15 protein-coding genes are annotated in these 14,611 nt (G+C 70.4%); 11 read left to right on the top strand and 4 right to left on the bottom strand.

The features are described 5' to 3' along the window. Nucleotides 1-26: 26 nt before the first annotated feature. The 3 genes from dusB to QQA12_RS13295 form a co-directional block, all read right to left on the bottom strand. Nucleotides 27-1,031: a tRNA dihydrouridine synthase DusB gene (gene dusB, locus QQA12_RS13305; RefSeq protein WP_226049948.1), complete on the bottom strand. Its 1,005-nt coding sequence runs from the start codon at nucleotides 1,029-1,031 to the stop codon at nucleotides 27-29. Nucleotides 1,032-1,185: 154 nt separating this feature from the next. Beyond that, entirely contained in the window at nucleotides 1,186-2,139 is a 954-nt protein-coding gene (locus QQA12_RS13300) for a ribokinase (protein ID WP_054667573.1), read from the bottom strand. A 54-nt stretch (nucleotides 2,140-2,193) separates the two neighbouring features. Next, a complete protein-coding gene (locus QQA12_RS13295) occupies nucleotides 2,194-3,492 on the bottom strand; it encodes a nucleoside transporter C-terminal domain-containing protein (RefSeq protein ID WP_054667572.1) in 1,299 nt (432 codons plus the stop codon). A gap of 200 nt (nucleotides 3,493-3,692) precedes the next feature. Here QQA12_RS13295 and QQA12_RS13290 point away from each other — a divergent pair, with 200 nt between their 5' ends. The 4 genes from QQA12_RS13290 (at nucleotide 3,693) to QQA12_RS13275 (ending at nucleotide 8,341) form a co-directional block, all read left to right on the top strand. Continuing rightward, complete coding sequence (locus tag QQA12_RS13290; protein ID WP_226049554.1) at nucleotides 3,693-4,664, top strand: aldo/keto reductase; 972 nt, start codon at nucleotides 3,693-3,695, stop codon at nucleotides 4,662-4,664. A gap of 141 nt (nucleotides 4,665-4,805) precedes the next feature. Further along, a complete protein-coding gene (locus QQA12_RS13285; RefSeq protein ID WP_054667571.1) occupies nucleotides 4,806-5,003 on the top strand; it encodes a hemin uptake protein HemP in 198 nt (65 codons plus the stop codon). A gap of 232 nt (nucleotides 5,004-5,235) precedes the next feature. Continuing rightward, a complete protein-coding gene (locus QQA12_RS13280; protein ID WP_226049947.1) occupies nucleotides 5,236-7,329 on the top strand; it encodes a TonB-dependent hemoglobin/transferrin/lactoferrin family receptor in 2,094 nt (697 codons plus the stop codon). Nucleotides 7,330-7,405: 76 nt separating this feature from the next. Continuing rightward, a complete protein-coding gene (locus QQA12_RS13275) occupies nucleotides 7,406-8,341 on the top strand; it encodes a DUF6607 family protein (protein WP_226049553.1) in 936 nt (311 codons plus the stop codon). A 49-nt stretch (nucleotides 8,342-8,390) separates the two neighbouring features. On the opposite strand, the gene QQA12_RS13270 is transcribed toward QQA12_RS13275, so the two are convergent. After that, nucleotides 8,391-8,744, bottom strand: coding sequence for a DMT family protein (locus QQA12_RS13270; protein WP_054667569.1), 354 nt, complete (start codon nucleotides 8,742-8,744; stop codon nucleotides 8,391-8,393). 138 nt (nucleotides 8,745-8,882) lie between these two features. Here QQA12_RS13270 and QQA12_RS13265 point away from each other — a divergent pair, with 138 nt between their 5' ends. From QQA12_RS13265 to QQA12_RS13235, 7 genes are all read left to right on the top strand, one after another. Next, on the top strand, nucleotides 8,883-9,596 hold the full coding sequence (locus tag QQA12_RS13265) for a response regulator transcription factor (protein ID WP_054667567.1): 714 nt from the start codon (nucleotides 8,883-8,885) through the stop codon (nucleotides 9,594-9,596). Between the two features lie 102 nt (nucleotides 9,597-9,698). Then, nucleotides 9,699-11,018, top strand: a complete 1,320-nt coding sequence (locus QQA12_RS13260; RefSeq protein ID WP_182212714.1) for a HAMP domain-containing sensor histidine kinase — start codon at nucleotides 9,699-9,701, stop codon at nucleotides 11,016-11,018. Between the two features lie 229 nt (nucleotides 11,019-11,247). Next, nucleotides 11,248-11,628, top strand: a complete 381-nt coding sequence (locus QQA12_RS13255; protein WP_054667563.1) for a diacylglycerol kinase — start codon at nucleotides 11,248-11,250, stop codon at nucleotides 11,626-11,628. Between the two features lie 50 nt (nucleotides 11,629-11,678). Continuing rightward, nucleotides 11,679-12,428 carry a TerC family protein gene (locus QQA12_RS13250; protein ID WP_054667561.1) on the top strand — a complete coding sequence of 250 codons (750 nt, stop codon included), beginning with the start codon at nucleotides 11,679-11,681 and terminating at the stop codon, nucleotides 12,426-12,428. Nucleotides 12,429-12,561: 133 nt separating this feature from the next. Continuing rightward, nucleotides 12,562-13,197 carry a LemA family protein gene (locus QQA12_RS13245; protein WP_182212716.1) on the top strand — a complete coding sequence of 212 codons (636 nt, stop codon included), beginning with the start codon at nucleotides 12,562-12,564 and terminating at the stop codon, nucleotides 13,195-13,197. Nucleotides 13,198-13,201: 4 nt separating this feature from the next. Next, entirely contained in the window at nucleotides 13,202-14,071 is an 870-nt protein-coding gene (locus tag QQA12_RS13240) for a TPM domain-containing protein (protein WP_082394142.1), read from the top strand. Then, the gene (locus QQA12_RS13235) at nucleotides 14,071-14,562 is read left to right on the top strand and encodes a TPM domain-containing protein (RefSeq protein ID WP_226049552.1); all 492 of its coding nucleotides are present in this window, start codon (nucleotides 14,071-14,073) and stop codon (nucleotides 14,560-14,562) included. The genes QQA12_RS13240 and QQA12_RS13235 overlap by 1 nt, the downstream gene beginning before the upstream one ends. Nucleotides 14,563-14,611: the final 49 nt, after the last annotated feature.

Here is a 14,611-nt window from a genome sequence, read left to right as displayed (position 1 = left end):
CCACCAGGTGCAGGACGTGGCGGCTCTCAGGCCGCAGCCAGCGGCTGCGCTGCGATCAGCCCGTCGAAGTAGTCGCGGGTCAGCCGCAGCTGCGCGTCGGCGCTTTCGGCGGCGTTGACCACGGCGCGGAAGACCGCGCGCTGTTCATCGGTGTGTTCGGGCCGGTCCTTCGCGTACCAGCCCAGGTGCTTGCGGGCGATGCGCACGCCCTGCGGTTCGCCGTAGAAGGCGTGCAGGTCGGCGAGGTGGCCGAGCAGGATGTCGCGCACTTCCTGCAGCGACGGCGGCGGCAACTCCTGGCCGGTGGCCAGGTAGTGGGCGATCTCGCGGAAGATCCACGGCCGGCCCTGCGCTGCGCGCCCGACCATGACCGCGTCGGCACCGGTGTGGGCCAGTACCTGCGCGGCCTTGCGTGGTGAGTCGACGTCGCCGTTGGCCAGCACCGGGATGTCCAGCATGGCCTTGATCGCGGCGATGGTGTCGTATTCGGCGGTGCCGGTGTAGTGCTGGTCGCGGGTGCGGCCATGCACTGCCAGCGCGGCGATGCCGCTGTCCTGGGCGATGCGGGCGATGGCCGGGGCATTGCGCACCTGCGCGCACCAGCCGGTGCGGATCTTCAGCGTGACCGGTACGTCCACCGCGCCCACCACCGCCTCCAGGATGCGCGCCACCAGCGCTTCGTCGCGCATCAGCGCCGAGCCGGCCCACGCATTGCACACCTTCTTGGCCGGGCAGCCCATGTTGATGTCGATGATCTGCGCGCCGTGGTCGACGTTGTAGCGCGCGGCCTCGGCCAGCTGCCGCGGTTCGGTGCCGGCGATCTGCACGCTGATCGGCGCCGGCTCGCCGGCATGGTCCATGCGGTGGATGGACTTGCGGGTGTTCCAGAAGCGCGGGTCGGAGATGGTCATCTCCGAGGCGGCCAGGCCCGCGCCGAGCCGCTTGCACAGCTGCCGGAACGGTTTGTCGGTGACGCCGGCCATGGGCGCGAGCACCACATTGGGCGCGATGGTGTAGGGGCCGATCTGCATGCGGCGCATTGTAGTGCCCGGCGCGGCGCCGATGCCGGCGCCGGCCCGGTGCGCGGGCGTGGCTTCAGCCATCATCCGGTTTGCCGGTGGCGGCGCCGCGCCATCGCCGCGCCGCCGTGAGCGGCCGCGGCCAGTGGAGCGGCGGCCCGGGGACTCAGGCGGCGTCGGCCGGGGTCATCCGCGGCATCGCCGCGGCGGCACCTTCGCTCTCGGTGGAGCGGGCAGCGTACTGGTTGGCGAAGCGCACGTGCTTGATGAAGGCCGCGTCCGGCGCCTGCGCCAGCGAGGCCGCCAGGGCGCCGTTGAAGGCGTCGCCGGCGCCGGTGGTATCGACCACCTGCGCCGCCTCGGCGGCCACGCGGTAGTAGGGCTGGCTGTCGCCGCGCAGGCGTTCCTCGTCGTGCGAGACGAACACGCCGACCGCGCCGAGGGTGACCACCACGGTGTTGCCCGACAGCTTGCGGCACAGCGCGTGCAGGCTGGCGCCGTCCAGCGCCGCCACGTCGTCGGCCTCCACTCGCTCGCCGACATGGCGGCCGAGCAGGGCCGCGAACTCGGTTTCGTTCGGGGTCAGCACGTCGGCCAGCTTGAGCAGGCCGATGGTCGACGGCGCGTTGGCCGGGGCGGCGTTGAGCACGGTCAGCACGCCGGCCTCGCGGGCGATGCCCAGGGCCGCCTCGATCGACTCCACCGGCGACTCCAGCTGTGCCAGCAGCACCCCGGCGGCGCCGATCAGCGCCGCGTTGGCGGCCATGAACCCGGTGCTCAGCGAGGCATTGGCGCCCGGGCCGATGACGATGGAGTTGCGGCCGCGGCTGTCCACGTAGATGCCGGCGGTGCCGGTGGGCTCGCTGCTGGCCTCGGCAGCCAGCACGATGCCGTCGGCCGCGGCCAGCTGCCGCGCCAGCGCGCCGCCGGCGTCATCGCCGAGCGCGCAGACGAAGGTGATTCCGGCGCCGGCGCGCCGCGCGGCCACCGCCTGGTTGAAGCCCTTGCCGCCAGGACCGGTGCTGTAGCGCCCGGCAATGGTCGCCCCCGGCGCGGGCAGGGCATCGCAGCGCCAGACGTGGTCGACATTGAAGGAACCGGCAACAACAACAGACTTCATGGAATCAATTTCTCTTCAGGTGGCTTGGGGGAGCCGAAGGGGGAGCGCGTGGGCTCAGCCGAAGTGGCTGAGCACGCCGGCGATGGTCGCCGTCATCAGCGTGGCGATGGTGCCGCCGAGCACCGCGCGCAGGCCGAACTTGGCCAGGTCGTGGCGACGGTCCGGGGCCAGCCCGCCGATGCCGCCGATCTGGATGGCGATCGAGCTGAAGTTGGCGAAGCCGCACAGCGCGTAGGTGGCGATCAGGCGGCCTTCGTCGCTCAGGCTGACGCCGGCGACATTGCCCTTGATGATCTCCGACAGCTGCAGGTAGGCGACGAACTCGTTGATCACCACCTTCTGGCCGATCAGCGAGCCCACGGTGGTGGCGTCGGCCCACGGCGTGCCGATCACCCAGGCGATCGGCGCCAGCACGTAGCCGAAGATGGTCGCCAGGTTGGTCGGCTTGCCGATGGCCTGGGCCAGGCCGGTGACCTCGCCCAGCCAGGTCAGCGGCGCGTTGAGCAGCGCGATCAGGGCGATGAAGGCCAGCAGCATGGCGCCGATGTTCAGTGCCAGCTTGAGGCCGTCGCCGGCGCCGGCGGCAGCGGCGTCGATGATGTTGGACGAGGTCTTCTCCACTTCCATCTTCACCGTGCCGCGGGTCAGCGGGGTGCCGGTCTCGGGCACCAGCAGCTTGGCGATCACCAGCGTGGCCGGTGCGGCCATGATCGACGCCGCCAGCAGGTGCTTGGCGTAGAAGGCCTGCGCCACCGGGTCGCCGCCGCCGAGCATGCCCACGTAGGCGGCCAGCACGCCGCCGGCGATGTGCGCCATGCCGCCGATCATCATGGTGATCAGCTCGGACTGGGTCATCTTCGGGATGTAGGGGCGCACGGTCAGCGGCGCCTCGGTCTGGCCGATGAACACGCTGGCGCAGACGCTGGTGGTTTCCGCGCCGGACACCCGCATCACCTTGGTGATCGCCCAGGCCATGACCTTGACCACCGCCTGCATCACCCCGACGTGGTAGAGCACGCCCATCAGCGCCGAGAAGAAGATGATGGTCGGCAGCACCTGGAAGGCGAAGATGAAGCCGTACTTGGACACGTCCATCAGGCTGCCGAAGATGAAGCCGGAGCCTTCGTTGACGAAGCTGAGGATCTTGACGAAGCCCTGGCCCAGCCAGTCGAACACGTCGCGCCCGCCCGGCACCAGCAGCACCAGCGCGGCGAAGGCGATCTGCAGGCTGATGCCGGTGGCGACCAGCTTCCAGTCCACTGCCTTCTTGTTGTTGGAAAACAGCCAGGTGATGCCGATCAGCACCGCCAGACCGAACAGGCCGAAGCCGATCCTGCCCAAACCTTCGACCATGAGTATTCCCCGGGCGAGCCCGCAAAAGCGGCAAGCCTAGAGCAGCGGCCAGTGGCGGGCAACAATCCCGATGCCGGGCGGGGGCAACGGCGGCGATCAGGCCGCCATCGGCAAGGTCCCGGACGCTATCGGTCCGGTGGCGGCGGTTACACTGGCGGCTGTCCGCGCCACCGGCGCGCGCCGTGTTCCAGGAGCCAGCCATGCAATACCGCCGCCTCGGGTCGTCCGGCCTGCAGCTTTCCGCCCTGTCCTTCGGGGCCTGGGTCACCTTCGGCAGCCAGATCGCCCGCGGCGAGGCCCGCAACCTGATCGCCGCGGCCTGGGACAACGGGGTCAACTTCTTCGACAACGCCGAGGTCTACGCGCAGGGCCGGGCCGAGCAGGTGATGGGCGACGTGATCGCCGACCTGCGCCTGCCGCGCGACGGCTACTGCGTGTCCAGCAAGGTGTTCTTCGGCGCGGTCGAGGCACCCAACCCGCTGCAGCGCGGGCTCTCGCGCAAGCACGTGCACGATGCCTGCCATGCCGCGCTCAAGCGCCTGCGGGTGGACTACCTGGACCTGTATTACTGCCACCGCCCGGACCCGGAGGCGCCGATCGCCGAGACCGTGCAGGCGATGGACGTGCTGATCCGCCAGGGCAAGGTGCTGTACTGGGGGACGTCGGAGTGGTCGGCCGCGCAGATCGCCGAGGCGGTGGCGTTCGCCCGCGGCAACGGCCTGCACGCGCCGAGCATGGAGCAGCCGCAGTACAACCTGCTGCACCGCACCCGGGTGGAGCAGGAATACGCGCCGCTGTACGCCGACGCCGGGCTGGGCACGACCATCTGGTCGCCGCTGGCCTCGGGCCTGCTGACCGGCAAGTACAACGACGGCATCGTGGCCGGCTCGCGGCTGGCGCAGCCGTCGCTGGGCTGGCTGCAGTCGGCGGTGCTGGGCGAACCGGCCGATGCGCGGCTGGAAAAGGTGCGGCGCTTCACCGCGCTGGCCGCGGAGCTGGGCGAATCGCCGGCGCAGCTGGCCATCGCCTGGTGCCTGCGCAACCGGGATGTCTCCAGCGTGATTCTGGGCGCCAGCCGGGTCGCACAGCTGGAGGAGAACCTGCGCGCGCTGGAGGTGTTCGAGCGCCTCGACGAGGACGCGTGGGGCAGGCTGGAAGCCGCGTTCGACTGATGGCGGCGACGGGCCGGGGGCGTTGCCGCCGGCCTGGACGCGCGGTGGGATGGGCGCGCGTGGCAAAAGCGTGCGCGACCCTCTTGCGTCGCGGATGAGAATCATTATCATCAATTCCGTCCCCGCCACGGAACCGCCGCGATGTTCGCCCAACCTGTCCTGCTCCGTCCCCGTACCCTGCACCTGCCGCAGCGTCCCGCCCCGCGCCCGCTGCCCGTCGACGACGCCATCGACAGCGGCGCGCTGCTGAATGGCCAGCGCGAGATCCTGATCCGCCATGGCGACCGCGTTTACCGCCTGCGCCATACCAGCAACGACAAGCTGATCCTCACCAAGTAATTCCCGGCCGCAATCGCCGCCAGCCGGCGCGTCCGCGCGTCATGCCCGCCTGAATCGCATCTTCTCTCCCCCTCGGCCGCGGCCGGGCCGCTGCGGCGGCCGGCCGCTGTGCCGCGGGCCAACCTTTCGATTCCAGGTACCCATGATCCGTCCCACCGCCTTGAGCGTCGCCCTGTGGGCGACGCTGTTTCCCGCCCATGCCGACCCCGCCGCGCCGGCCGATGCCCACCAGATGGACCGCGTCCAGGTCACCGCCACCCGCACCGGGCGCGCGGTCGGCGACGTCGCCGCCACGGTCGACGTGATCGAACGCGAACAGCTCGACCGGCAGCTGGTCCATGACATCGACGACCTGGTCCGCTACGAACCGGGCATCTCGGTGACCCGCAGCGTGGCCCGCTTCGGCCTGGGCGGCTTCCGCATCCGCGGGCTGGACGGCAACCGCGTGCTGATCCAGACCGATGGCATCGCCATGCCGCGCAGTTTCGCCATTGGCAGCTTCGCCAGTGCCAACCGCGACTTCACCGACCTGGAAACGCTCAAGCGGGTGGAAATCGTGCGTGGTCCGGCCAGTTCGCTGTATGGCTCCGACGCGCTGGGCGGCGTGGTCGCCTTCGTCACCAAGGACCCGGCCGATTACCTGGGCGACGGCAAGCACAGCCACGTCGGCCTGAAGCTGGGCTACGACGGCGACTGGCAGGGTCTGCTGGGCGGGGTGACCACCGCCTTCGGCGGCACGCGCTGGAGCGGCATGGTCAACGTCAACCACCGCCAGGGCCAGGAAACCGGCAACAAGGGCCGGGTGCGCAGCGCCGACAACACCCGCACCGCGGCGAACCCGCAGGAGCGCGACGGGCGCAGCGTACTGTCCAAGCTGGTCTATGCGCCGGACCCGGACCAGCGCCTGCGGCTGACCGTGGAGGGCAACGAGGACATCACCGACACCGACGTCCTGTCGGCCATCGACCATGCCACCACCACCGGCATGAAGGCGCACGACAAGCAGACCCGCGCGCGGGTGTCGTTCGCCCATGAAATGGACGCCCTGGACGCGGCCTTCGCCGACAGCCTGCGCTGGCAGCTGTACCGCCAGGACAGCGAAACCACCCAGGTCACCGACGAGGCCCGCGCCAACCGCAGCCGCCGCCACCGCGTGTTCGATTTCGACCAGCGGGTGCATGGCGCGCAGGCGCAGTTCGACAAGCGCCTGGCCACCGGCGCGGCGGAGCACGCGCTGACCTGGGGCTTCGATGGCACCTGGACCCGGATCCGGCAGAAGCGCGACGGCTACCAGGTGCTGGCCAATGGCGGCACCAGCAGCACGATCCTGCCCGACGCGTTCCCGGTGCGCGACTTCCCGGTCAGCCGCACCACCGAGCTGGGCCTGTACCTGCAGGACGAGGTGCGGCTGGCCGACGGCCGCCTGTCGCTGGTGCCCGGCGTGCGCGTGGACCACTACCGGCTCGAACCGCAGGCCGACGCGATCTTCAGCGACGACAACCCCGGCGTGGCGCTGGCCTGGCTGCGCAAGACCAGCGTGTCGCCGAAACTGGGCATGGTCTGGCGCCTGGATCCGCGCTGGTCGCTGTTCGCCGGCTACGCGCGCGGCTTCCGCTCGCCGCCTTACAACGACGTCAACCTGGGTTTCACCAACGTCATGTTCGGCTACACCGCCATTCCCAACCCGGACCTGAAACCGGAAACCAGCAATGGCCTGGAACTGGGCGTGCGCTACGTGGGGCCGGCACTGTGGGCCAGCCTCGGCGGCTACCGCAACGACTACCGCGACTTCATCGAATCGCAGCGCTACGTCGGTACCAACGCACAGGGGCTGATGGTGTTCCAGTCGCAGAACATCGCCGACGCCCGCATCCATGGCGCCGAACTGAAGGCGGGGCTGGAGCTCGGCGCGCTGGATGCACGGCTGGCCGGCTGGTCGCTGCGCGGCGCGGCGGCCTGGTCGCGCGGGCGCAACCTCAGCGAGGGCGTGCCGCTGGACACGGTGGACCCGCTGCGCGGCAGCCTCGGGCTGGCCTACGACCGCGACGACTGGGGCATGCAGCTGGCCGGCAGCTTCGCCCGCCGCAAGGGCCGGGTCGCCAGCGCCGACGCGTTCCGCCCGGCCGGCTACGGCGTGCTCGACCTGATGGCGCACTGGCGCTTCGCACCGGGCGCCACCGCCCACGCCGGCGTGTTCAACCTGGCCGACCGCCGCTACATCGAATGGTCCGGCCTGGCCGGGACCCTGGCCGCCTCCAGCAGCGTGGTCGACCGCTACAGCAACCCCGGCCGCACGCTCTCGGCCAGCCTGTCGCTGGCCTGGTGAGCGGCACCGGCCGCCTCCCCCGATGGAGCGTCACCCGGCCATGGACGGCCTTCCCACCGCCCCCGAGGAACCCATGATGAAACCGCATTGCGCCAGCCTGCTGCTGGTGTGCGCCGCCAGTGCCGGCGCCTCCGCCGCGCCCGCCGACCCCGTCCGCGACCACGACACCATCGTGCGCATGCAGGGCGAATACACGGTGGATTTCGCCTTCGACGAAACCGTGCTGCTGCAGCCCGGCTATGCGCGCGCGCCGGCGATGCGTAGCGGCGGCAACGAACTGGTGGTCGTGGTCGAGGACACTCCCACCCGCATCGTGCTGCAGCACCTGCTGGTGGATCCGGCCAGCGGCCACGTGACCAAGCACTGGCGCCAGGACTGGACCTACGAAGCGCCGGTGCGCTTCGAGTTCAGCGCCGACCAGACCTGGCGGGTGCGCCCGCTTCCCGCCGACCTCACCCGCGGCGCGTGGACCCAGTGCGTCTACGAGGTCAGCGACGCGCCGCGCTATTGCGGCACCGGCCGCTGGCGCTACGACAACGGCGTGCCCAGCTGGACCAGCGACCCGGGCTGGCGCCCGCTGCCGCGCCGCGAGTACACCCGGCGCAGCGACTACAACGCGCTGGCCATGGTCAACCGCCACACCCTGACCCCCGATGGCTGGACCCACGAACAGTTCAACACCAAGGTGCGCCGCGACCCCGGTGGCGGGCAGCATGAGATCGCGCGCGAGTTCGGCTTCAACGACTACGTGCGCAGCACCGACGTGGATTTCAGCCCGGCGCGCGACTACTGGAGCGCCACCGCCGGCTACTGGGCGCGGGTGCGCGGGTACTGGGACCGGTTCCTGGCGCAGGCGCCGGGGGTACGCATGAAGACCCCGGTCGATGGCATGGCGATGATCGTGCCGCTGTTCACCCAGGCCGAGGCCGTGCAGGCGGGCCGCGCGGTCGACGCGCGCCAGATCGGCGAGGTGTTCGCCGCCTGGGTCGAAAAGGCGCCGGCCGCGGACTGAGCGCCGGGGCAGCGGCGTCCGTGCGGCGGCATGGCGCCGCCGCGCGGGCTCATTCCTTGAACATCAGCAGCGCCGCGACCACGATCAGCGCGAACGCCGCCCAGTGGTTCCATTTCAGCGGCTGCCCCAGGTAGACCGCGGAGAACACCGCGAACACCACCAGGGTGATCACTTCCTGCATGCCCTTGAGCTGCGGGGCGGAATAGACCGCCGCGCCCAGCCGGTTGCCCGGCACCTGCAGGCAGTACTCGAAGAAGGCGATGCCCCAACTGACCAGGATCACCGTCAGCAGCGGCGCCGAACGGTACTTCAGGTGGCCGTACCAGGCGATGGTCATGAATACGTTGCTGGCAACCAGCAGCAGTACCGGGTACAGATAGGCGGTGAAGGGCGGGGCGGGCATGTCCGGATCCGTGGGAAGGCGCGCATAGCATAGGTGCAGCACGGCCGGCCGGACCGGCCCTGCCGTCGCGGACTTTCTTCACATGGGATCCACTCGGGGTACGGCATATTTCACAAAGCTGAAGAACGAGGAGGCTCCATGCGACAGACCAAGGAATCGTCCGGACTGGTGCTCGTCATCGAGGACAACCGCAACATTTCCGAGATGATCGGCGAATACCTGGAAAGCAAGGGATTCGAGGTGGACTATGCCTGCGATGGCCTGGACGGCTACCGGCTGGCGGCGGAAAACAGCTACGACGTGGTGGTGCTGGACCTGATGCTGCCGCGCCTGGACGGCATCGAGGTATGCCGCCGCCTGCGCAACGAGGCGCGCAAGTCCACGCCGGTGCTGATGCTGACCGCGCGCGACACGCTCGACGACAAGCTCACCGGGCTGGGGTTCGGCGCCGACGACTACCTGACCAAGCCCTTCGCCATCCAGGAGCTGGAAGCGCGCCTGCGCGCGCTGATCCGCCGCGAACGCCGCCAGGTGGGCGCCGAAGTGCTCAAGGTGGCCGACCTGGTGCTGGATCCGGTCAGCATGCGCGCCACCCGCGCCGGCACCGAGCTGCAGTTGTCGCCGATCGGCCTGCGCCTGCTGACCATCCTGATGCGCGAATCGCCGCGGGTGGTGACCCGGCAGGAAATCGAGCGCGAAATCTGGGGCAACGGCCTGCCGGACTCCGATACCCTGCGCAGCCACCTGTACAACCTGCGCAAGATCATCGACAAGCCGTTCGACCGGCCGCTGCTGCACACCGTGCAGAGCGCGGGTTACCGCATTGCCGATATCGCCCAGCCGATGGGCTGAGCCATGCGGGGGAGCGTACTCCGTCGCGACCGGGAGGGCCGTGCCGCGGCCCGCCCCGGGGTGCACTTCTCCTAACCGCTCTGGACCATCCACGGGACCGCAATGCTGCACGGGTTGCCGCGCAAGATCAGGACCGCATTCATGCTGCAGGCGCTGCTGGCCGGCCTTGCGGTGCTGCTGGGCGGCTACCTGGTGCTGCTGGTGGTCAAGTTCGGGCTGGTCAACGCGCTGCTCAAGCAGGAGGCCGCGCACTACTGGGAGCTGTACCAGGCCTCGCCGGTGCAGCCGCCGCCCAATACCAGCAATGTCCGCGGCTACCTGCTCGAGGCGGGGCAGTCGCCGCTGAGCCTGCCGCCCGCGCTGCGCGGGCTGGCACCGGGCTTCCACGAGGTCGGCGATGCCGACGAACTGGTGCTGGTGGACCAAAAGCCCGCCGGGCGGCTGTACCTGGTGTTCCTGCGCTCGCAGGCCCAGCACCTGGCGTTCTGGTTCGGGGTGGTGCCGGTGCTGCTGGTACTGCTGGCGGTCTATGGCGCGTCGTGGTTGACCTACCACGTCTCGCACCGGGTGGTGTCGCCGGTGACCTGGCTGGCGCGGCGGGTGTCGCAATGGGACCCGCTGTACCCGGATGCGAGCGAACTGGCGCCGGAGCGGTTGCCGGCCGACGTGCAGGGCGAGGTACGGCAACTGGCCGGCGCCCTGCACACCATGGCCGGGCGCATCGGCGACCACGTCGCCCGCGAGCGCAATTTCACCCGCGATGCCAGCCACGAGCTGCGCACCCCGCTGACCGTGATCCGCATGGCCAGCGACATGGCGCTGGGCGCGCAGGAGCTGAGCCCGGGGCTGCAGCGCAGCCTGCAGCGCATCCAGCGCGCCGGCCGCGACATGGAAGCGCTGATCGACGCGCTGCTGATCCTGGCGCGCGAGGCCAACATCGAGCCGCAGGCCGAGTGGGTCGAGGTGGCCGACGTGGTCCGCTACGAGGCGGCCAACGCCCGCGGCAGCCTGGCCGGGCGGCCGGTGGAGCTGGAAGTCCATGTCGCCGCCGCCAGCCCGCTGCGGGTGCCGCCGCAGGTCCTGCACGTGGTGGTCGGCAACCTGCTGCGCAACGCCTGCAACTACACCGACAGCGGCCGCGTCGATGCGTACGTGGAGGCCGACCGGGTGGTGGTGCGCGACACCGGCATCGGCATGTCGCCCGAGGCGCTGGCGCGGATCTTCGAGCCGTTCTTCCGGGTCGAGCCGGAGCGGCGCCAGGGCCACGGCCTGGGCATGCCGATCGTGCATCGCCTGTGCGAGCGCTTCGGTTGGCGCATCGAGCTGGAAAGCGAACCCGGGCACGGGACCACGGTGACGGTGCGTTTCGCGCGCGATGCCGGGCAGCCCGACCGGGGCGTGGACGACGTCGCTTCGCCCTGATCCCGGCGCCGCCGGCTGCGTCTGCCGGGGCGGCCCGCGTGCCCGCAGCGCGCATGCCCGGTGGCGCTGCGGCCGGCCGCGGGCGAGGGTGTGCGAGCAGGCGACAGGGCGCCGGCAGGGCGCCTGTGGCAAAATCCCGCGCTGTTCATCGCCACGGCCGCCTGCATGGATATTTCCCGCTCCCGCTCTGTTCCGGCCGCCCGTGCCGGCTCGACCGAGGGTCGCGCGCATGGCTGACGAGATCGGCAACCTGCCGCGCGGCCCGATGCGCGTGCTCAAGGCCGCGGTCTGGTCCTGGCAGGGACTGACCGCGGCCTGGAAGCACGAATCCTCGTTCCGGCTGGAGGTCTACCTGTTCGTGCTGCTGGCCCCGCTGGCGCTATGGCTGGGGCAGACCCCGGTCGAGCGCGTGCTGCTGGTCGGCTCGATGCTGATGGTGCTCGCCATGGAACTGGCCAATTCGGCCATCGAGGCGGTGATCGAGCGTTACGGCCCGGAGTTCCACGTGCTGGCAGGGCGGGCCAAGGACATGGGCTCGGCAGCGGTATTCATGATGATGATGAATGTCCTGCTGTGCTGGGGGCTGATCCTGGTGCCCCGGATTTTCTGAACCACCCGCCGCGCGATGGCGCGCTTTGTCTTCGTTGAAGGATTGCCTGCATGTCTTTTGAGTTTCTTGCCGACCCGAACGTATGGGTCACCCTGTTCATGCTCAGCGCACTGGAAATCGTGCTCGGCATCGACAACCTGGTGTTCATCTCCATCGCCGTGGGCCGCCTGCCCGAGCACCGGCGCCCGCTGGCACGCCGGGTCGGCATCGCCGTGGCCTGCATCACCCGCATCATGCTGCTGGTCTCGCTGGCCTACCTGGCGCACATGGAGAGCAACCTGTTCACCGTGGCCGGCATGGGCATCTCGATCCGCGACCTGGTGCTGATCGTCGGCGGCCTGTTCCTGCTCTACAAGGGCATCAAGGAAGTGCGCGAACTGGTCAGCGGCGGCGAGGACCAGGACCCCACGACGACCAAGGCATCGGCCGCGTTCGGCACGGTGATCGCGCAGATCGCGATCATCGACATCGTGTTCTCGCTGGATTCGGTGATCACCGCCGTCGGCATCGCCGACCACGTCCCGGTGATGGTCTGCGCGGTGCTGCTGTCGGTGGCGGTGATGCTGCTGGCGGCCAACCCGCTGGGCCGCTTCATCGACGCCAACCCGACCGTCAAGCTGCTGGCGCTGGCCTTCATCCTGCTGGTCGGCGCGGTGCTGGTGCTCGATGGCCTGGAAGTGCACGTGCCCAAGCCCTACATCTATGCCGCGATGGGCTTCTCGGTGATGGTGGAGTGGCTGAACCTGCTGATGCGCCGCAACGCCAAGCAGCACCACATCCCGGGCTCGGACAACTGGTGAGCCCCTGCCCGCCGCCGGCCCGATGCCGGTCGCGCGCTGCTGACGGGGCCGGCACGCGCCGGCCCCTGTCGTATGCACACGTTGCACGGCGGTGGTGGCATGCTTGGGATTCCAGCCACCCCAGGACCCGCCCATGCGCCAGTTCCTCCGCCTCGTGTTGCTCGCCATCGTGGCGGGCTCGATTTCCGGCTGCGGTTACAACGCCATCCAGCAGAAGGACGAGGCGGTCAAGGCCGGCTGGTCCGAGGTGCTCAACCAGTACAAGCGCCGCGCCGACCTGATCCCCAACCTGGTCAATACCGTGCAGGGCTACGCCCAGCAGGAGCGCCAGGTGCTGACCGAGGTGACCAATGCGCGTGCCAAGGTGGGGCAGATCCAGGTCAACGCCGACGATGCCGCCTCGCTGCAGCAGTTCCAGCAGGCGCAGGGCGAACTGGGCAGCGCGCTGTCGCGGCTGCTGGTGGTCAGCGAGAACTACCCGACGCTGAAGTCCGACCAGAACTTCCGCGACCTGCAGGCACAGCTGGAAGGCACCGAGAACCGCATCACCGTCGCGCGCGGGCGCTACATCCAGCTGGTGCAGGACTACAACACCTATATCCGCTCGTTCCCGCAGGTGATCACCGCCAAGCTGTTCGGCTACGCGGCCAAGCCGAACTTCAGCGTGGAGAACGAGGCGCAGATCGCACAGCCGCCGACGGTGGATTTCGGCAACCGCCCGGCACCGCAGCCGCAGACGCCGCCGCCGGCACCCGCGCCGGCGCAGTAAGCCGATGAGCCGCCTGCTGCGCCTGTTGCTGCTGGCATTCCTGCTCGGCCCGGCCGCGCTGGGCACGGCCGTGGCGCAGCAGCTGGCGCCGATCCCGCCGCTGGACTCGCCGGTGGTGGACACTACCGGCACCCTCGATGCGGCCCAGCGCCAGGCGCTGGTGCAGCAGGCGCTGGCCCTGCAGCAGCGCAAGGGCAGCCAGCTGCAGATCCTGATCGTGCCCAGCACCCGGCCGGAGGATATCGCCCAGTACACCACGCGCGTGTTCGAGCAGTGGGGCATCGGCCGCAAGGGCGTGGACGACGGCGTGCTGCTGGTGGTGGCCAGGGACGACCGCCGCGTGCGCATCGAGCCCGGCTATGGCCTGGAAGGCGCGATTCCCGACGCCATCGCCAACCGGGTGATCCAGGAATACCTGGTGCCGCGCTTCCGCAACGACGACTACGCCGGCGGCATCGCCGAGGCCACCGCGGTGCTGGTGCGGCTGATCGACGGCGAGCCGCTGCCGGCGCCGGTGGCCAGCAACCGCGAGCCGGACGGCGGCAATGCCACGTTCGGCATCGCGCTGTTCATCGGTGGCTTCGCCGCGGTGCTGGTGCGGCTGCTGTTCGCGCGGCGCTCGCGGCCGATGCGCGGCGCACTGGCGGCGCTGCTCGGTGGCGCCGCCGGCTGGCTGCTGCTGTCGCTGGCCGGTGGCGGGGTGGCCGCGGCAGTGGCCTTGTTCATGTCCCTGGGCGGGATGTCGCCCGGCGGCTTCGCCCGCGGCGGCGGCTTTGGCAGCGGTGGGTTCGGCGGTGGCGGCTTCGGCGGCGGCGGGGGCTGGTCCGGCGGTGGCGGGCGTTCGGGGGGCGGCGGCGCCTCGGGGAGCTGGTGATGCGTTGGCTGCGCCATCTTTTTTCGCCTTCCGCGCATGCGCGGTTCCCTGCCGCGAGCCTGGACCGCATCGCCGGTGCCATCGCCGCCGGCGAGCGCGCGCATGCCGGGCAAGTGATGTTCGCGGTCGAATCCGACCTGCCGCTGGCCGCGCTGTGGCGTGGGGTGTCGCCGCGCGAACGCGCCGAACACGCCTTCGCCGTGCTGCGCACCTGGGACACCCGCGACAACAACGGCGTGCTGCTCTACCTGCTGCTGGCCGACCATGCGGTCGAGATCGTGGCCGACCGCGGCCTGCATGGGCGCATCGCCCCGGCGCAGTGGCGCCAGGTCTGCGAGGAGTTCGGCCGCCGCCGGCGCGAGGGCGACCTGGAGGCCGCGGTGCTGGCGGCCATCGCAACGATCTCGGCGCTGCTGGCCACGCACTTTCCGGCCGAGCCCGGCCAGGCCCGTGGCAACGAGCTGCCCGACCGCCCGCAGCTGCTCGGGTGAGGCGACGGTTGAGCCCCGCGGGCGCTGCGCCGAGAATAGGGGTTCGTCC

This window comes from Stenotrophomonas sp. 17(2023), from assembly GCF_030345315.1.
Taxonomy (GTDB): Bacteria; Pseudomonadota; Gammaproteobacteria; order Xanthomonadales; family Xanthomonadaceae; genus Stenotrophomonas; species Stenotrophomonas acidaminiphila.
Note: the sequence above shows the minus strand (reverse complement) of the source record. Positions and strands in the feature narration are given on the sequence as shown.